This is a genomic window from Paenirhizobium selenitireducens ATCC BAA-1503, assembly GCF_000518785.1.
Classification (GTDB): Bacteria; Pseudomonadota; Alphaproteobacteria; order Rhizobiales; family Rhizobiaceae; genus Allorhizobium; species Allorhizobium selenitireducens.
The window spans coordinates 52,185-71,609 of sequence record NZ_JAEG01000008.1; the positions used below are offsets into that span (position 1 = coordinate 52,185).

Consider the following 19,425-nt stretch of genomic DNA (forward strand, 5'->3'; position numbering starts at 1 on the left):
GATCCTTTGTGGGACGCTGCTGCGACCTGCTGCCTATTGGCTACTGCCTGTTGCCTCGTTAGCGCCTCATTCGGCTGCCTGGCGCCCGCCATGCATCTCGGCATTGGCGGAAAGCACGGCCTTGACGATGTTGTGGTAGCCGGTGCAACGACAGATATTGCCTTCCAGCTCATGGCGCACGGTTGCCTCGTCGAGGTTGCCACCGTGACGGCTGATCATGTCGACCGCAGTCATCACCATGCCCGGCGTGCAGAATCCGCACTGCAGGCCGTGATGTTCCTTGAAGGCCGCCTGGACGGGGTGCATCTCGCCATTGCTTGCCAGACCCTCGATCGTGGTGATCGCCGAGCCCGAAGCCTGGACCGCCAGGATCGAACAGCTCTTCACCGACTTGCCGTCCATATGCACGACGCAGGTGCCGCATTGGGTCGTGTCGCAACCGATATGGGTTCCGGTCAGTCCGAGTTTTTCGCGAATGAAATGGACGAGCAAGGTGCGGTCTTCGCACTCGCCGCTCACCGAACGGCCGTTCACCGTCAGCGTTACTTTTGCCATATTGTTCCTCCTCGTGTCTCTCCCGGACACAGCGGCTATCATTTGTCTTTTTCTCCGGCCGATCAACAGGAAGAGTGCGTCCAAACGGATTTTTTATATTTCGCGCCGCAGCATAAATCCGCTCGTTACTGTGGCGTGCGACGAGGCGAATAATGGAGCTTCATATTCGACTTTCTATTTCGTGGACTTTCGCGAATTGCGGGCTATTCTTGAGCCGCGACCGCCAAGAGAGGATGCCTGGGGGCATCGGGCGGAGAAGACATGTACCGGCCCAGCCGGACGCGTAAACAGTGGAGAAAAATCATGAAGAAAGCTCTTGTGCTCGTTCTGATCGGCTTGTCGGTCGCAGGCTGCACCCAGACCGAAAAAGGCGCCGCGATCGGCGCGGCTTCGGGCGCGATCATCGGCGGCGCGATCACCGGTGACGTTCGCGGCGCGGCCGTCGGCGCGGCGATCGGTGGCGTATCCGGCGCCGTCATCGGCAACGTGGCCGACCAGCCCGGCCAGTGCTACTACCGCGACCGTTACGGCCGTCGCTACGTCGACGATTGCCCGCGCGGCTACTAATTCACGCATGAGTGGAGGTTCCGGCGCACGCCGGGACCTCCATTTGCGGACAATTTTCAAAAAAATTACCCCTTTCGGCGATTTTGCGACTAAGCTCGGGCTGCTGGCGGCAAACGCGGCAAACCGATCAGACCGCAACGAGCAAATGTATGCATGCCGAGTAATCCGATATCACCGAAGAACAGTCTTGCGTTTCGGAGGACCGGCACCGCATTCGGGCTGGGTCTGGCCCTGGCGTTCGGTCCGGTACTGACTGGCGAGGCGCTCGCCTTCAAGATCTTCGGCATCACGATTTTCGGCGAGGACGAGGCGGTCAACGACGTCATCGATCCGGTCCGTTACAGCATCACCCTCGACACCGATGGCGCCGACAAGGACCTTGCCGAGGCGCTGGAGCGCACATCCCTGCTGGTGCAGGGGCAAGAGGCGCCCGTGTCGGGCGACCTCGGACTGGTCATCAAGGCGCGCGACGATCGCGACCGACTGGTCGCAACCCTCTATGAGAATTCCCGTTATGGCGGAGTCGTCAGCGTCACGGTCGACGGCCGCGACATCGACAATCTACCGCCCATCCCGACCTTTGGCCGCGACGGCCCGATCCCGGTCACCATCCGCGTCGATCCCGGTCCCGCCTTCGCGCTGGGATCCGTCACGCTCGAGGGCGATGCCGCGGGCCTCGACCCGGCCGACTATGATCTGGTGCCGGGCGGGCCGGCCGGCTCGCTGGTCATCCTCAAGGCCGGGGAAAAGATCGTCGACGATCTGAAGGCCGAGGGCCGTCCGCTTGCCGAGCTGGCACGCCGGGACGTCGTCGCCGACCACGAAAAGCAGACGGTCGATGTGGTGTTTGCCGTCCAGGCCGGGCCTGTCGCACCGATCGGCGAGGTGACGGTCAAGGGCGCCCGCAAGGTCGATCCGGAATTCATCGCCCGCTATTCGCGGCTGCGGCCGGGCCAGACCTATTCGCCGGAGCAGTTGCGCAAGGCAGCCGAAAGGCTGCGGGCGCTCGGCGTGTTCTCCAGCGTCACGATCGACGAGGCGGACGGGCTTGAAGCGGATGGTTCACTGCCGCTCGGCATCGTCGTGGCCGAGGGCAAGCATCGCTATTTCGGCGTCGGCGCGAGCTTTTCGTCGATCGACGGCCTTGGCGTCGAGGGCTATTGGGGCCACCGCAACCTGTTCGGCCAAGCGGAATCGCTGAGACTCGAAGGCAAGGTCGGCGGCCTCGGCAACTTTAGCGGCGTCGAGGACCTCGACTACAGCGCGGGCATCACCTTCATCAAGCCCGGCGCCTTCTTCCCTTCGGGGACGCTCGAAGCGAGCATCAAGGGCACGACCCTGACGACCGAGTCCTATGACGCCGCCTCGGTCATCGGCAAGGTGGCCTTCGCCTACGAGATCACCGACTATGACAAGGTGTCGGCCGGCGTTTCGCTCTCCTATGACGACATTGACGACGCCTTCGGCAACAATACCTATCTGACCTTCGGCGTGCCGATCGGCTATACCCGCGACACCCGCGACAACAAGCTCAACCCGACCGAGGGCTTCAATGCGGCCCTGAGCGCCATCCCGAGCTACGAGATCCTCGGGGAGACCTTCTTCTCGACCTTCGAAGGCTCGATTTCCGGCTATTACAGCCTCGGCGCCGAGGACCGCATCGTGCTGGCGGCAAAGCTGTCCGCCGGCATGATGGTCGGCGCGGGCGATCTCGAGGCGATCCCGGCGACGCGGCGCTTCTTCGCCGGCGGCGGCGGCTCGGTGCGCGGCTATGCCTATCAGGAGATCTCGCCGGAGAACGCCGCCGGCGATCCGACGGGCGGACGGGCCTACGCCCTCGGCTCGTTCGAGGCGCGGGTGAACGTGACCGAGACGATCGGCATCGTTCCCTTCCTCGACATCGGGTCGGTGACTGCCGCGAATTATCCCGATTTCTCCGATATCCGCATGGGGGCGGGCATCGGACTGCGCTACCAGACGCCGTTCGGCCCGCTGCGCCTCGACGTCGCCATGCCGCTCGATCCTTACGACGGCGGAAGCAAGTACGGCATCTATGCCGGCATCGGCCAGAGCTTCTGAGCCGAACCCCGAGAAGGACAAAGAAAGCCGCATGCGCCTGCTGAAACGCCTCACGAGATTTGTTCTTCGCCTGATCGCCTATGGCGCGGGCGTGACCCTGGTGCTCGGCGGCGTGGCAGTCCTTCTCGCCGGCTTCACCACCGTGGGCGGCAGCTTCGTGGCCGGCCAGCTTGCCTCCATGCTCTCGACGCCCGACCGGCAGATCACCATCACCGGCGCGGGGCCGCTTCTCGGCGGAGATCTGCGGATCGAAAGCGTATCGCTGGCCGACAGCCGGGGCCCCTATGCCGAAATCCGCGACCTCGCCATGGACTGGTCGCCTCTCGATCTGCTCGGCGGCCGCCTGACGGCCGAGCGCATCGCCGCCGGCGCTGTCCGCATCGATCGTGCGCCCATCGCAACCACGGAAGTGACGGCGGAAGAGGAAAGCGGTTCCGGCTTCGCCCTGCCGGTCGAGATCGACGTGAAATCGCTCGACCTTCCCATCATCGATCTGGGCCAGCGCCTCGCCGGCCGTGACATCCGGCTGTCGCTCTCCGGCTCCGGCCAGGCCGTCACCGAGCGGATCGAGGCGCAGCTTCGAGCCACGCGCGCCGAGGCGCCGGATGCCGAGGCAACCGCCGACCTCGTCTACGCGCCCGCCGACAATCGCCTGCGCCTGACCGGCGAAGTCAACGAACCGGCGGGCGGCCTGCTCGCCGGCCTGCTGCGGCTGCCGGGTAGCCCGGCTCTGCGCATCGGCGTCGACGGCGACGGCCCGCTCACCGACTGGAAGGGCAAGGTGACGGCCGCGGTCGATGGCCGTCCGACGCTCGCCGTCGATGCATCCCACCGCGTGGCCGCCGGCCTGCGCAGCATCACCGCCACCGGCGGCGGACGTTTCAACGCCCTGCTGCCGCCGACGCTTCGCCCGCTCTTCGAAGGGGAAACGGTGATCGACCTCGCGGCCAGCCTGGACAGGAATGGCGCGGTGACGATCGACAAAGGCAAGCTCTCGACCGCCGCGCTCGATCTGACCGCATCGGGCCGCTACGCCGCCAACGGGACGAACGACCTGAAGGCCCGGCTGGTCGGGACCGCAGGACCGGTTCCGTTCAGCTGGACGAGCGGCGAGCAGACCATCGCGGCGGACATCGAGCAGCTCGCGCTCACCGTCAGCGGCCCGGCCAATGGCGCCACGATAGACCTCACCGGCCGTTTCGCCTCGCTGCAGCTGCCGCAAGGCAAGTTCTCCGGCGTGGACCTGGCAGCCAGGAGCAACAGCTTCGATCTCGCCACCCGCACGGGACCTCTTCAGACCACGCTTTCCGTTGCCGCAAGCCAGCTCACTGATGCCGAACTCGACCGTATCCTCAAGACGCCGCTGACCATCAAGGCACCGCTGACGATCGGCGCGACAAGGCTCGGTTTCGACGGCACGACGATCGAAAGCACCACGATCGGCGGCAAGCTCAACGGCGACTATGCGCTGGACGACAAGACGCTCACCAGCCGCTTCGAACTCTTCGCCATTCCCGGCGTCCTGCCGGCGAGCTTGGCGGGCAAGTTCGACGGCACGATCGGCCTTGCCGGCACGCTCGATTATACGTTGCCGCGCAATCTGGCGCTGTCCGACCTGAAGCTGTCCAGCAATCTCGGCGAGGCGACCGGTTCGGTGACCCTTGATGCGGAGAACAGGCTAAAGGCCGAGCTCGCCGGCCGGATCAGCGACCTTGCTGCCTTGGTGGACAACATCAGCGGCGGCGCCGAATTCGCCCTTTCGGCCGAAGGACCACTCGATGCGCTGGCCGGCACGCTGTCGTTGAAAAGCGCGGCAGCCATCGCCGCCGGACGCAAACTGGAGAACCTGGCGCTTGAGATCGAGGGAACCGCCGACAGGACGGCGCCGAAGGGCGCGCTGAAAATGTCCGGCACGCTCGATAGTCAGGCCATCGAGGCGACCGCCGATCTCGTCGCCGAGAACGGCCGCTCCTCCATTCCGGCGCTGGCCGTCACGGTCGGCCCCAACCGGATCGAAGGCACCCTTGCCTTCTCGCCAGCCTTCGCACCCTCGGGAACGCTGCGTTTCGACCTGCCGGAAGTCGGCCTGATCGCCGCCCTGGCGGGCCAGAACGCGAGCGGCGACCTCAAGGGCTCCGTCGACCTTGCGGAGAGCGGCGGCAAGCTGTCGGCCACCATCGCGGCGACCGGCGCGACGCTCAAACGCGATACGCTGGCAATCGACGCACCCGACATCCGCCTTGCCATCTCCGACCTTGCCGCCTTTGCCGCCGAAGGCAGGCTCAGCGCCTCCGCCGTGTCGGTCGGCGCCAATCGCATCGAGACGCCCAAGCTCGGATTTTCACGACAGGGCTCCAGCACTGCCTTCGACCTCGACGGCCGCTACGACGGTGCGCCGCTCACGGCCAAGGGCCGCATCGAGCAGCAGGCTGCAGGCTTGCGGGTTGCGCTCGACACGCTGTCCGCCGTACCGCGCCGCATCCCGCTTAAGCTTGCCAAACCCGCCGCCCTGACCATTGCCGGCGGCAAGGTGACGATAGAGACGGCGACGATTTCCGCCGGCTCCGGCTCTGTCGACATTACGGGCAGCGCGGGCGAGACACTCGAGCTCAATGCGGCGCTTCGCAACGTGCCCGCCTCGCTCGTCGCGACCGTGGCCCCCACGCTCGCACCCGACGGCACGATCTCGGGCACGGTCGCGGTCAAGGGCACGCCTGCCGCACCGGTCGTCACCTATGCACTCGACTGGGCAAACGCCGCCGTCGCCCAGACCCGATCGACCGGGATCGGGGCGTTCTCGGTTTCCGCCAAAGGCGATTTCCGCGACGGCCGGCTGTCGCTCGACACAAGGGTCACCGGCCAGGCCGGGCTCGGCCTTTCCGGTGGCGGAACGTTCAGCCTTTCCGGCCAACGCCCGATCGCCATGAAGTTCACCGGCAAGCTGCCCTTTGCCGCACTCACCGGCATGCTGTCGCGCCAGGGTTTTGTGCTCGAAGGTGCGGCCGATCTCGATGTTTCCGTCGCCGGCGGTCTCGGCGCACCGCAGATCACCGGCACCGTGCGCACCGCCGGCGCCCGCCTGATCGACGTCCGCCGCAACCTGGCTGTCGAGCAGCTGGCGGCGACCGTTACCTTGCAGGGTAACCGCGCCTCGGTGACCGGCCTTACCGGCAAGCTCGCCAGCGGCGGCAGCATTTCCGGCGGCGGCACGATCGACATCCTGTCGCCCGGTCTGCCGGCCGACATCGCCATTACCCTAGACAAGGCCGTCTATGTCGACGGCACGATGGTGGCGAGCACCGCAGACGGACAATTGACCGTCAAGGGACCGCTGCTCTCAGGCCCTGTGCTGACCGGCAGGATCGACCTGTCGAAAACCGCGATCACCATTCCGGAAAAATTGCCGACCAGCCTGTCCGAACTCGACATCCAGCACAAGCATGCGCCACCGGCGGTGCTCCAGCAGATGGCGACGATCACCAAGACCGAACGCCACGGCAGCCAGTCCTCCATCGGCCTCGACCTCACGGTCTCGTCGCCGACGCAGATCTTCGTGCGGGGCCGCGGCATCGATGCAGAGCTCGGGGGCACGATCGCGGTGACGGGCACCGCCCAGGCACCCAATGTCTCCGGCGCCTTCGACCTCAGGCGCGGCCGCCTGTCGATCCTGACCAAGCGCATGCAGTTCACCCGCGGCACGATCACGTTTGGCGGCGGGCTGGTGCCGATCCTCGACCTGGAAGCGACGACCACCTCCGGCACCACGACCATCACCATCACGATCGCCGGCTTTTCCAACGATCCATCCGTCTCCTTCTCGTCGTCGCCGTCCCTGCCGCAGGACGAGATCCTGGCGCAGCTGATCTTCGGCCAGTCCATGGCCCGTCTTTCGCCGTTGCAGATCGCCCAGCTCGCCGACGCCGCAGCCCAGCTCGCCGGCGGCCGTTCCACCTCGCTGTTCGAGGCGCTGCGCTCGACGCTCGGCGTCGACGACCTCGACATTTCCACCGACGAGACGGGTCAGGCCAAGGTCAGCGCCGGCAAGTACCTGAACGACAAGACCTATATCGAACTGCAGCAGGGCGGCACGGGCCAGACCAAGGCGGTGATCAACCTCGACATCGGCCGCGGCGTGAAGCTGAAGGGCGAAGCGGGAGCCGAAGGCGTCGGGGCAGGCATCTTCTACGAAAAGGAATACTGAGCCGCCAAGGGATCAGCGGTCAGCCGACCTTGCTGGTCTTCAGCAGGATGTTCGATTCCGTCGTGTTGATCCCCTCGATGAGGCGGATCCGCCGCAGCGTCTCGTCGAACGAGGCGAGATCGCGGTCCTCCAGTTCGGCAATGAAGTCCCAGCGCCCGTTGGTGCTGTGCAGCGCCCGGACCTCGGGCAGGCCGCGCAGCTGATGCGCGACGCGATCGGCGAACTTGCCCACCACCTCGATCATGACGATGGCCCGGACGCCGGCCGGGCGGATCTCGCTGCCGGTGCGGATGGTGAAGGCCGCGATCGTCCCGTCGGCCACCATGCGGTCGATACGGGCGGCAATCGTGGCCCGCGACGCCCCCGTCATCGCCGCCAGCGAGGATGCGGGAATGCGGGCATTGTGGCGCAGGGCGCTGAGAATATCGCGATCCAGGTCGTCCATTCTACACTTCGTCAGAGTTGGCTGGCATTTTGCGCAATCTTACTCACTTTCTGATCATTTTCCATCTTTTTGCTAACGCGCACATTGACGAAGATCACGCCTCGCACACGAGGAGATCCTGATGAACGACAAGACCAAGGCCGTCACGCTGATCGGTGTTCCGCTGGAGGAAGGCTCCGGCCGCGGCGGCTGCGCCATGGGCCCGGCGGCGCTGCGGATCGCCGGGATCGGATCAGCACTCGGCGAACTCGGCTACCGCGTCACCGACGCTGGCGACCTGCGCCCGACGCCGGCCACGGAGCTCGGCGAGCATGCGCATGCCCGCAATCTTCCGGTCGTCGCCGCCTTCACCCGCGCCATCGAGGACCGGGCCTATAGAGCTGCGGCCGAAGGCACGCTTCCCGTCCTGCTCGGTGGGGATCACAGCCTGTCGATGGGCAGCGTTTCCGGCATGGCGCGGCGCGCCCGGGAACTCGGCCGTCCGCTTTTCGTCCTCTGGCTCGACGCCCATGCCGACTTCAACACGCCGTCCACCTCGCCCTCCGGCAATATTCACGGCATGCCGGTCGCCTTCTTCTGCGGTAAGGCCGAGTTCGCGCCGATCCTGCCGGCCGGCCGACCCTTCGTCGATCCGCACCAGGTCTACCAGGTCGGCATCCGTTCGGTGGATGACGAGGAGCGCCAGGCGATCACGGCGAACGGCGTCAACGTCTTCGACATGCGCGCCATCGACGAGGACGGCATGGGCGCGATCATGCGGCGCATCATCGCCGACGTGTCCAAGGTCAACGGCCTGCTGCATGTCAGCCTCGACGTGGACTTCCTCGACCCGGATGTCGCGCCCGGCGTAGGCACCACCGTTCCGGGAGGCGCGACCTTCCGCGAGGCGCACCTGATCATGGAGATGCTGCACGATAGCGGCCTCGTCTCGTCGCTCGACCTCGTCGAGCTCAATCCCTTCCTCGACGATCGCGGCAAGAGCGCCCGCGTCATCGTCGAACTGGCGGCCAGCCTGTTCGGCCGCCGCATTCTCGACCGCCCCACCCGCGCCGCCTGAAGCAACCCGAGGACCAACGATGTCGAACACAGCAGAGCTCATCGCCACCGAACAGCGCCTCGGCGCGCACAACTACAAACCCCTCGACGTCGTACTGACGCGCGGCCAGGGCGTTCATGTCTGGGACAGCGAAGGCAAGCAGTATCTCGACTGCCTGTCCGCCTATTCGGCCGTCAACCAGGGCCACTGCCATCCGCGCATCCTGGCCGCCATGACGGAACAGGCCTCCAAGCTGACGCTCACCTCGCGCGCCTTCCGCAACGACCAGCTGGCGCTTCTCTACGAAGAACTGGCAGCACTCACCGGCTCGCACAAGATCCTGCCGATGAACTCGGGCGCCGAAGCGGTCGAAACCGCCATCAAGGCCGTGCGCAAATGGGGCTATGAGACCAAGGGCGTGCCGGAGGGCAAGGCCGAGATCATCGTCTGCTCCGGCAACTTCCACGGCCGCACGCTCAGCATCGTCTCCTTCTCGACCGATCCGGATGCGCGCGGCGGCTTCGGCCCCTTCACGCCCGGCTTCCGCACCGTACCCTTCGGCGACGCAGATGCGTTTGAGGCAGCGATCAACGAGAACACCGTCGGCGCCTTGATCGAACCGATCCAGGGCGAGGCGGGCGTCATCATCCCGCCCGCCGGCTATCTGCGGCGCGTGCGCGAGCTCTGCACGGAGAAGAACGTCACCCTCATTCTCGACGAGATCCAGACCGGCCTTGGCCGCACCGGCAAGATGCTGGCCGAGGAACACGAAGGCATCGAGGCCGATGTGACGCTGATCGGCAAGGCGCTGTCCGGCGGGTTCTACCCGGTCTCCGCCGTGCTTTCCAATTCCGAGGTGCTCGGCGTCTTGAAGCCTGGGCAGCACGGCTCGACCTTCGGCGGCAATCCGCTCGCCTGCGCCATCGCCCGCGAGGCGCTCAAGGTGCTGGTCGAGGAAAAGATGATCGAGAACTCCGCCGCGATGGGTGAGTACTTCCTCGAGGGGCTTAAGTCCATCCGCTCGAACATCGTCAAGGACGTCCGTGGCCGCGGTCTCATGCTGGCGGTCGAACTCGATCCGGAAGTCGGCGGCGCGCGCCAGTACTGCTATGCCTTGAAAGATGCCGGCCTGCTCGCCAAGGATACCCATGTCGATACCATCCGTCTTGCACCGCCGCTGGTCATCACGAAGGACCAAGTGGACTGGGCACTGGAAAAGATCGATGCGGCATTGGCAAAGGCGCCGGCTGCGCACTGAGGCGGCGCTTCCAGCCAAACAAAATCAATGAAGGAGAGGCAAACGGTCCTCACACGGGGCCACATGCATCAACTATTAGTACACGCACCATAGTCAATACCAAGGAAATACTTGGGAAGTCGGAATGCAGGACGGGATCTTTTCAAGATCGTTTATGAGCCCTTAACTTTTGCCCCCTAGATTTTAGGGGGGCCGAGCGCAATTCTTCCGTTTCGGCTTAACGACGTCAGCTTTTTGAAGATTGGGCAATGTGCGGCACGGTATCGCTTCGAGAACCGAGCGCAAATGAGGGGGTGTAGACGTGAGCATGTCACTATTTGGCTCGGACGCCAAGGCGATCCTGGCCGCCATGAGTAAATCGCAAGCAATTATTGAATTCGATCTGAGCGGTAATATTCTGACCGCCAACGAAAATTTCTGTAGGGCACTGGGTTATGAACTGTCGGAGATCAAGGGCAAGCATCATCGGATGCTCTGCGATCCGACCTATACTGCGACACAAGACTACAAGGATTTCTGGGCAGGTTTGGCAGCTGGTCGGTTCGATGCCCGCGAGTACAAGCGGATCACCAAGACAGGCAAGGATGTCTGGATTCAGGCCTCCTACAACCCGGTCTTCAGTGGCGGCAAGCCCTACAAGGTGGTGAAGTTCGCCACCGACATCACAACCGCAAAGCTGAAAGCGGCGGAAGACGCCGGCAAGCTCGCTGCAGTCTCCAGAGCCCAGGCCGTCATCGAATTCACCACGACGGGCGAGGTTCTGACGGCAAACGACAATTTCCTCAAGACGCTCGGCTACAGCCTCGGGGAGATCCAGGGCAAGCATCATGCAATGTTCTGCGAACCGGCCTATACCCAGAGCGCCGACTACCAGCGCTTCTGGCAGAAACTCGCAGGGGGCGAGTTCGTCGCCGAAGAATTCAAGCGGATCGGCAAGGGCGGCAAGGTGGTCTGGATCCAGGCTTCCTACAACCCGATCTTCGACATGAACGGCAAGGTCTTCAAGGTCGTCAAATTCGCCACCGACATTACCGAGCGCGTCCGTTCGGTGGATGATGTGGCGAGCGGTCTCACCGCGCTTGCCGACGGCAACCTGACGGTACGGATCGATCATCCGCTCCTGCCCGGCCTGGACCGCCTGCGCGTCGACTTCAACAACTCGCTGGACAAGCTGCAGGCGACGATGAGCACGGTCGGCGAGAACACCAATGCGATCGCCGCCGGTTCGCGCGAGATCCAGTCGGCCTCCGACGATCTGGCGAAACGCACAGAACAGCAGGCGGCAGCGGTGGAAGAAACCGCGGCGGCGCTGGAGGAAATCACCCAGACCGTCAGCGACAGCTCCAAGCGCGCCGAAGAAGCCGGCTCCCTCGTGGCCAGAACCAAGGCCGGCGCGGAAAAGTCCGGGGAAGTGGTCAAGAGTGCGATCAATGCCATGGGGCAGATCGAATCCTCGTCCCGCGAGATCTCCAACATCATCGGCGTAATCGACGACATCGCCTTCCAGACCAACCTGCTGGCCTTGAATGCCGGCGTTGAAGCTGCCCGCGCCGGCGAAGCCGGCAAGGGTTTCGCGGTCGTCGCCCAGGAGGTTCGTGAGCTCGCCCAACGGTCCGCCAATGCCGCCAAGGAGATCAAGGCCCTGATCACCACGTCCGGCGAACAGGTCCGCAACGGCGTCAACCTCGTCGGGCAGACCGGCAAGGCGCTGGAGCAGATCGTCACGGAAGTCCAGGACATCAACCTCAACGTCATCGCCATCGTCGAAGCGTCGCGTGAACAGGCGACGGGCCTGCAGGAGATCAACAAGGCCGTCAACGCGATGGACCAGGGCACGCAACAGAACGCCGCCATGGTCGAGGAAACGACGGCAGCCAGCCACAGCCTTGCCAGGGAAGCCGAAACCCTTCGCAATCTCCTGGCTCAATTTAGATTTGGGCAACACTCTTCAGCTACAGTATCCGTAGCGCGTCCCGATGCCCGACCTGTCGCATCACCGGCACGCAAACTCATGGCGAAGGTCGCTCGTGCCGCAACCGGTGGCGCTGCGACTGCCCAGGCACAGGAAAGTTGGGAAGAATTCTAATGGCGACCGCGATCAACTCGACAAGCTTCAACGGCGAAACCCTCGAAATCATCGCCTTCCGGCTGCATGATCAGGAATTCTGCGTCAAGACCACGACCATCCGCGAAATCCGCGGCTGGGCGCCGTCGACGCCGATCCCGCATGCCCCTGCAGACGTCATCGGCGTGATGAACCTGCGCGGCTCGGTCATCCCGATCATCGACCTCGCCTACAAGCTCGGCATGAAGAGCACCGTCGCCAACGAGCGCTCCGCCATTGTCGTCGCCGAAGTCCACAACATGGTCATCGGCATGCTGGTCGACCGCGTCTCGGACATCCTGACGATCCCTTCGAGCCAGGTTCAGCCGGTTCCGGAAATCTCGGCCTCCTTCGACAAGTCCTTCTCCGAAGGCATCATCGCCAACGAACATGGCATGATATGCTTCCTGAACCTCGCCAAGATGTTCAAGGGCAGCGAAATCGAAGAGCTCGCCGCCTGATCTTCCGGCACTTCGCCAGATCGCAGCAGTTACAATAAGGGCTCCGCAATGCGGAGCCCTTTTTCTTTGTCCGTTGACCGGAGGTGGAGACAAGGAATGCTGTCTCCATCCCTCGTCGATTCCGATGCCTCAGCCGAACAGAACGAAGGTCTTCTGCAGCGTGATCCACACGCCCCAGAGGATCGGAATGCCGACCACGGCCCAGGCGACCAGCGCCTTGGAGTCGAGGCCGCCCGTGCCGATGCCGAAGGATCCGGTGGGGCCAGCGGCCGCGGCCTTCGTCTTGGCTTGCAGCGACGCCACTTCTTCATCCGACATGAACCACCTGTCGGAAAGCGGCTTGACCAGGAAATTGGCGACCAGACCGAGCGCCAGCATTCCGGCCAGGATATACATGGTGAAGTCGTAGACCTGAGCGCGCGGTATGCCCGCCGCGATCTGCGCCTCGCGGATGTAGTTGACCACCACCGGGCCGATGATGCCCGCGGTCGCCCAGGCGGTCAGCAGACGGCCATGGATCGCGCCGACGAACTGGGTCCCGAAGATGTCCGCCAGATAGGCGGGAATGGTGGCGAAGCCGCCGCCATACATGGACAGGATGATGCAGAAGGCGGCGACGAAGAACACCTTGCTGCCGATCCCGGCCGCCCAGGGGGCCGAGGCATAGAGCAGGATACCCAGCAGGAAGAAGACGTAATAAGTGTTCTTGCGGCCGATCTTGTCGGAGAGCGAAGCCCAGAAGAAGCGCCCGCCGATGTTGAACAGCGAGAGAAGCCCGGTAAAGCCGGCGGCGATCGCGGCGATCGCCGTCAGTTGCTCCTTGCTGAGATCGGAGAACTTCAGCTCGGGCAAGCCGAGCAACGAGCCGGCGAAGATCTCCTGCAGCATGGGCGAAGCCATGCCGATCACGCCGATGCCGGCCGAGACGTTGAGGCAGAGAACCGCCCAGATCAGCCAGAACTGCTTGGTCTTGTGGGCGTTCTTCAGGTGCACGTGACGACTGGTGATCATGCTGTCCTTGGCGACCGGCGCCACGAAGCCTTCGGGGCGCCAGCCAGCCGGTGGGATGCGGTAGCCGAAGGCGCCGCCCATCATGAAGACGAAATAGATGCCGGCCATGACGACAAAGGTCTGCCAGACACCAACCGAGATTTCGCTCTTGAAGGTGTTCATCAGCATGTCGGCCAGCGGCGCACCGATCATCGCACCGCCGCCGAAGCCCATGATCGCCATGCCGGTGGCCATGCCGCGACGGTCGGGGAACCATTTGATCAGCGTCGAGACCGGCGAGATGTAGCCGAGGCCCAGACCGATGCCGCCGATCACGCCGGCGCCGAGCCACATCAGCCACAGCTGATGGGTCATGACTCCTATTGCCGCGATCAGGATGCCGCCGCACCAGCAGCAGGCCGAGACGAAGCCGGCCCGACGCGGACCGACCCGCTCCAGCCAGCCGCCCCAGATCGCGGCGGATGAGCCGAGCAGGACGAAGAACAGCGTATAAATCCAGCCGAGATCGCTGACCCGCCAGTCGCAGGACGTGGTGAAAAGCGCAGATGCCAGCGTCAGGTCCGGACAGGCGACGGACTGGCTTATGCCGATCGACTTGGTGAGCGGCAGCCAGAAGACGGAAAAGCCATAGGCCATGCCGATGCACAGATGGATGGCAAGGGCGGCCGGCGGCACGAGCCAGCGATTGAATCCCGGTCTAGCAACAATGCGTTCGCGGTCGAGAAGGCCACCGCCCCCATAGCCGCCGGTCAATGTTTCGGTCGTAGCAGACATATCTGAAATCCTCCCTGCCATCGGTCGTGCCGATGGCTCTGTCCCCGACCCGGTTGTCCGCGATGCTTGTGCCCTGTCGCTCCATCGACAAGACACATCACGGGACCGGTCCAATCCAGAAGCGGCCCGTGCCGCTCCCTCCCTGCCCCACCCGCACCCCGTCTCCAAGGGACGCGCTGGGAACAGGAATTGGGTAGCAACCGCCGTGCCAACCCGAATTTAACAATTTTCAATAACTTAGCAGAGGCACGAACACGGATACGGACAAAATGTCTCGATGCAACGGACAAAACGTCCGTCAAGCGTCGCTCAATTCGCCTCGGGAAGCCAGATGGAAAAGGTTGTCCCCTTGCCCGGCTGGCTCTCGACGTTGAGCGTCCCACCCTGCCGCCGGACAAGCGTCTGGCTGATCGACAGACCGAGGCCGGTGCCCTGCCGCCGCTTGGTGGTGAAGAACGGATCGAAGATGCGGGCAAGCACATCGGGCGTCATGCCGATGCCGGTATCCTCCACGTCGACACGAATGCCGTCCTGACCATCGCGCGTCTCATCGCGACTGACAAGGCGAAGCCTGCCGCCATCAGGCATGGCATGGATCGCGTTGACGATCAGGTTGATCAGCACCTGCTGCAGTTCGGTCCGGTTCATCAGGACCTGCCGGGTCGCACCATCGTCCCGCTCGATCTCGATGTCGGCCTTGCCGAGCAGATGCTGCACGAGCGGCAGGCAGTCCGAGATCACGTCGGCGACATGATGGCGCTCGACATAGCCGGCATATTCCTCCGGCTTGGCGAATTGCAGCAGCTTGGTAACGATCTGGCTCACGCGATGGATCTGCTCGTCGATCAGCCGGAGTTCGGTGGAAAGATCGTTCGCCCTGTCGCCGAGCACGCTGCGCACCACGTCGAGATTGCCCTGCATGACGGCGATGGGATTGTTGATCTCGTGGGCGACGCCCGCCGTGATCTCGCCGATCGCCGCCAGTTTCTCCGACATGACGAGTTGTTTGGTCGTCGCCTCCAGCTGCCGGTTCGCCAGTTCGAGTTCGCCCGTGCGCTCGGCCACCCGATCATTGAGCTCGTCGTTCCAGCGCCGCAAGTCCCGGTCGCGCTGCTGCAACTGGTCGAGCAGACTGTCGAGATGGACGGCCACCCGACCGATCTCGTCGCTGCCGTCGGTGAGACCGGATCGTGCGCCGAGATCGCCCTCTTCCACCCTCGCAATGGTGCCGGTCATGCGTTCCAGCGGCTTGAAGATCGCCCGCGCCCAGCGCAGGAAGATCGGCACGCTGGCGGCCGTGACCAGGAGGAAAGCGACGACGATGCCGATGATCGTCTCGGTCTTGGCCCGCGCGAACGGCGCTTCGAGGAAGCCGACATAGAGCATGCCGACCCGCCGGCCGAAACTGTCGCTGATCGGCTCGTAGGCCGAGACATACCAGTCGTTGACGACGAAGGCACTGTCGAGCCAGACGCGCCCCTCGTCCAGCACCGTCTGGCGCACGGCCGCCGAGACGCGGGTGCCAAGCGCCCGCTGGCCCTCGAACAGGCGGACATTGGTGCTGATCCGGACGTCCTCGAGGAAGAGCGTCGCCGTACCCTGGCTGCCCTCCGGCAGGCTCGCAGCGCGATAGACGAGATCGTTGATCGTATCGATGAAGACGAGATTCTGGTTGAGCAGGACGCCGCCGACCAGGGCCGCATCGCTGCCATCCGACAGCGATGCCGGGCTTGCCGAATGCACCACCATGCCACGCGTCTCGCTCGCCCGATCGGTCGCCACCGCATTCGGCGTCGGCACGAGTTCGAGCTTCGCGCGCGCCGCGAGTTCCGGCGATATGGCCGCCAGTTCCTGTTGGGAGAAGATGTCGATCGCCGTCTTCGGCTCACCCGTCAATGCGGCGTCGAGGACCGGCCAGTCCGTTCGCAGGCGGCCTTGACCCGTAAGTCCGACGGGGAAGGTCGCCATGCCGTCCCGTCGCACGAGGAAGAGAAAGTCGAGGCCGAGGCGCGTGCGATTTTCCTCCAGATAGGCCGCCAGCCCGGCCCCGCCGTCGCGTGTCGCCGCTTCCCGGAAGGCGACCGAACCGGTCAGCGCCGAGAGATGCTCGCCGGTATTCTCCAGTATCCGCGCGAGATACTGGTGCGCGATGGTGAGGTCCGCATTGACCTTGGACGTCAGGAGCGCATCGAACTTCGTCTCCCAGCGTGCCATGGTAGCGACCAGCAACAGCGGCAAAATGACGAGCGTCGGCAAAAGCGCGATGGCAAGGAGACGGTAGCGGATCGATCGTCCGCGGCGCAGCACCGGCTCCTGGGTCTCCGCCTCAGGCATTCCACGACACGAGCTTGCGGTCGATGGTCTTGCGCGAAATGCCGAGGCGTCGGGCCGTCTCCTCGCGATCCCCACCGGTCTCCCCGAGCACGGCCAGGATATGGCGGCGTTCCACCTCCTCCAGCGTTCCCGACGGAGCCGCCACCGCGCCGGTCCGCTGGCCGCGGAAATCGTCCGGGAAGCCGCCCAGGATGAGCGAACGCTCGATCAGGTTGCGCAGTTCGCGCACATTGCCCGGCCATGCATAGGCGGACAGCGCGGCCTTGGTGGCCTTGTCGATCGGCACGGGCGGCATGCCGAGCTGCTGCGAAAGCTTGTGCATGAACAGGCTGGCAAGCTCGAGAACGTCGTCGCCCCGGTCGCGCAGCGGCGGCAGCTTCAGCTGCATGACGTTGATGCGGTAGTAGAGATCCGGACGGAAGCCGCCTTGCTGCACGAGCTTTTCCAGATTGGCATTGGTGGCGAAGACGAAGCGCAGGTCGACCGGCACTTCGCGTTCCGCTCCGACCGGACGCACCCGGCGATCCTCGATCACGCGCAGGAGCTTGCTTTGCGTCGCGAGCGGCATCTCGCCGATCTCGTCGAGGAAGAGCGTGCCGCCCTGGGCATGCAGGAAAAGGCCCTCACGCCCGGCTTCAGCCCCGGTGAAGGCGCCGCGGACATGGCCGAACAGTTCGGATTCGATCACATCCGGCGGGATGGCCGCGCAGTTGACCGGGACGAAGGGTTTGGCCGCACGGTCGGAAAGCGCATGCAACGAGCGGGCCGCGACCTCCTTGCCCGTGCCGGATTCGCCGGTCAGAAGCACGGTCGTCGGCAAGGGTGCGACGCGGGCCAGCGTCTCGCGCACCTGCTGGATCGCGGCCGAACCGCCGATCAGTTTGTCGCGCAGCAGGATATGGTCGGCCGTCGCCCGAAGCTCATAGCGCAGCACGAAGTTTTCCCGCTGCAATCGCATGCGGTCGAGACAGCGCGCCACTGCGTTGAGGATCTGGTTGGAGCGGAACGGCTTCAGCACGAAATCGACGGCGCCGGCGCGTAAGGCACGGATCGCGGTTTCGAGATCGGCATAGGCGGTCATCAGGATGGCGTCGGCGAAGAAGCCGATCGCCCGCTGTTCGATCAGCCAGTCGACGCCGTTCTTGCCCGGCATGATGTTATCGAGAATGACGACGTCGAAATGGTGCTGGTCGAGCTTGCGCGATGCCTCTTCGGCATCGGCCGCTTCCTCGATCCGCTTGCAGCGGGGGCTGAGCGTGCGCACGAGAAAATTGCGCATGCCGGGCTCGTCGTCGACCACGAGGATCGTCGCCTGCGCCAGCCAGGGACCGAATTCCGGATCCCGCTCGCTCGCCTGGACCTTTCGTGCCGTTTCAGCCCTCACCGTGTCGCCCGCCTCCCTCGCTCAACGTCGGTTCTGCATATCAGAGGCGGGACGAAAACGCCAAAGCGAACCAGGCGCCCCTGTTCAGGCTGCGACCGGACGCTTGATGACCTTGGCGGCTTCCATGACCAGCGGCAGAAGACCCTCGCCACCCTTGTCGACATGCTCGAACAGCTCGCGGCGCATGCGCGGCTCCCAGAACTTGTTGATATGGTTCGCGACGCCTTCGACGCGCACCGTTTCCGGCTGGGACAGGAAGAAGGTGGCGATCTGGTTCGCCATGCGAACGAGCTTTTCGGTGGTGTCATGCGACATGGGCGTTCACTCCGGCAAGGATGCGCTCTGATCTGGTGAAAATTTCGAACTCGTCGCCCCGCGCAATGCCGACGAGCGTAATCTGGGCCTCCTCCGCCGTGCGGATGGCAAGGGCCGTCGGAGCCGAGACGGCAATCAGAATGGGGCATTTCAGCGCCGCCGTCTTCTGCACCATCTCCACCGACAGGCGGCTGGTGACGACGACCGCGCCCTGGCGGCCGGAATAGCCGGCGCGGATCACCGCGCCCGAAAGCTTGTCGAGCGCATTGTGGCGTCCGACGTCCTCCCGCAACACGACAAGGCCTTGGCCTGGCACGAAGAAGCCGGCGCCATGCACGGCGCGTGTTTCGTGGTTGAGCTTCTGCCCGTTGCCCAGCAGCTTCACGGCTTCGGCAATCTGCGCCGGCGTCAGGCCGAAATCGCCGGCCTCGACAGGCAGGACCTGTCGCATCGCCTGTTCGATCGATTCGATGCCGCACAGGCCGCACCCGACCGGACCGGCCATATGACGGCGGCGCGAGGTCAGCGCCTCCGCCGTGGCATCCGCCAGGACGATCTGCACGTCGATGCCGTCGCCGGCCATCAACGTCTCGATCGAGACGATGTCGGCGGGTTCTGAAATAATGCCCTCAGACAGCGAGAATCCAAGGGCGAAGTCCTCCAGATCGGCGGGCGTCGCCATCATCACCGCATGGGTCGAACCGCCATAGGAAAAGGCGATCGGCACTTCTTCCGGAACGATGCGGCTACCCGTCGCCAGGATGCCGTGGCGGTACTGCAGCTCGGGAATGGGGATGGAGGTGTTCATGACGGGTCGGCCCCTCATCCGCCTGCCGGCACCTTCTCCCCGCGGGCGGGGAGAAGGAGACATGCCGCAACGTCTCCACCCCCTCTCCCCGCG

At 64.5% G+C, this 19,425-nt stretch carries 14 protein-coding genes; 7 read left to right on the forward strand and 7 right to left on the reverse strand.

What is annotated here, in order from left to right; genetic code table 11:
• Positions 1-66: 66 nt before the first annotated feature.
• Entirely contained in the window at positions 67-555 is a 489-nt protein-coding gene (locus L867_RS0111965; protein ID WP_028737106.1) for a (2Fe-2S)-binding protein, read from the reverse strand.
• 303 nt (positions 556-858) lie between these two features.
• Between L867_RS0111965 and L867_RS0111970 the strand changes: the two genes are divergently transcribed.
• From L867_RS0111970 to L867_RS0111980, 3 genes are all read left to right on the forward strand, one after another.
• Complete coding sequence (locus L867_RS0111970; protein WP_028737107.1) at positions 859-1,122, forward strand: YMGG-like glycine zipper-containing protein; 264 nt, start codon at positions 859-861, stop codon at positions 1,120-1,122.
• 153 nt (positions 1,123-1,275) lie between these two features.
• Complete coding sequence (locus L867_RS0111975) at positions 1,276-3,201, forward strand: autotransporter assembly complex protein TamA (protein WP_028737108.1); 1,926 nt, start codon at positions 1,276-1,278, stop codon at positions 3,199-3,201.
• A gap of 31 nt (positions 3,202-3,232) precedes the next feature.
• The gene (locus L867_RS0111980) at positions 3,233-7,402 is read left to right on the forward strand and encodes a translocation/assembly module TamB domain-containing protein (protein WP_028737109.1); all 4,170 of its coding nucleotides are present in this window, start codon (positions 3,233-3,235) and stop codon (positions 7,400-7,402) included.
• 19 nt (positions 7,403-7,421) lie between these two features.
• On the opposite strand, the gene L867_RS0111985 is transcribed toward L867_RS0111980, so the two are convergent.
• Complete coding sequence (locus L867_RS0111985) at positions 7,422-7,847, reverse strand: Lrp/AsnC family transcriptional regulator (protein ID WP_028737110.1); 426 nt, start codon at positions 7,845-7,847, stop codon at positions 7,422-7,424.
• 121 nt (positions 7,848-7,968) lie between these two features.
• Between L867_RS0111985 and rocF the strand changes: the two genes are divergently transcribed.
• The 4 genes from rocF to L867_RS0112005 all read left to right on the forward strand — a co-directional run bounded on the left by rocF (position 7,969) and on the right by L867_RS0112005 (position 12,706).
• Complete coding sequence (gene rocF / locus L867_RS0111990) at positions 7,969-8,904, forward strand: arginase (protein ID WP_028737111.1); 936 nt, start codon at positions 7,969-7,971, stop codon at positions 8,902-8,904.
• Between the two features lie 19 nt (positions 8,905-8,923).
• Positions 8,924-10,141: an ornithine--oxo-acid transaminase gene (gene rocD, locus L867_RS0111995; protein ID WP_028737112.1), complete on the forward strand. Its 1,218-nt coding sequence runs from the start codon at positions 8,924-8,926 to the stop codon at positions 10,139-10,141.
• Positions 10,142-10,448: 307 nt separating this feature from the next.
• Positions 10,449-12,227 carry a methyl-accepting chemotaxis protein gene (locus L867_RS0112000; RefSeq protein ID WP_028737113.1) on the forward strand — a complete coding sequence of 593 codons (1,779 nt, stop codon included), beginning with the start codon at positions 10,449-10,451 and terminating at the stop codon, positions 12,225-12,227.
• The gene (locus L867_RS0112005) at positions 12,227-12,706 is read left to right on the forward strand and encodes a chemotaxis protein CheW (protein WP_028737114.1); all 480 of its coding nucleotides are present in this window, start codon (positions 12,227-12,229) and stop codon (positions 12,704-12,706) included. The genes L867_RS0112000 and L867_RS0112005 overlap by 1 nt, the downstream gene beginning before the upstream one ends.
• 129 nt (positions 12,707-12,835) lie before the next feature.
• Here the strand turns inward: L867_RS0112005 and L867_RS0112010 are convergent, their stop codons facing one another.
• The 5 genes from L867_RS0112010 to fdhD form a co-directional block, all read right to left on the reverse strand.
• A complete protein-coding gene (locus L867_RS0112010) occupies positions 12,836-14,491 on the reverse strand; it encodes an OFA family MFS transporter (protein ID WP_028737115.1) in 1,656 nt (551 codons plus the stop codon).
• A 309-nt stretch (positions 14,492-14,800) separates the two neighbouring features.
• Positions 14,801-16,825, reverse strand: coding sequence for a sensor histidine kinase (locus L867_RS0112015; protein WP_028737116.1), 2,025 nt, complete (start codon positions 16,823-16,825; stop codon positions 14,801-14,803).
• On the reverse strand, positions 16,818-18,209 hold the full coding sequence (locus L867_RS0112020; protein ID WP_037173255.1) for a sigma-54-dependent transcriptional regulator: 1,392 nt from the start codon (positions 18,207-18,209) through the stop codon (positions 16,818-16,820). The genes L867_RS0112015 and L867_RS0112020 overlap by 8 nt, the downstream gene beginning before the upstream one ends.
• A gap of 84 nt (positions 18,210-18,293) precedes the next feature.
• Positions 18,294-18,524, reverse strand: coding sequence for a formate dehydrogenase subunit delta (locus tag L867_RS0112025; RefSeq protein ID WP_028737118.1), 231 nt, complete (start codon positions 18,522-18,524; stop codon positions 18,294-18,296).
• A complete protein-coding gene (gene fdhD, locus L867_RS0112030) occupies positions 18,514-19,332 on the reverse strand; it encodes a formate dehydrogenase accessory sulfurtransferase FdhD (protein WP_037173257.1) in 819 nt (272 codons plus the stop codon). The genes L867_RS0112025 and fdhD overlap by 11 nt, the downstream gene beginning before the upstream one ends.
• Positions 19,333-19,425: the final 93 nt, after the last annotated feature.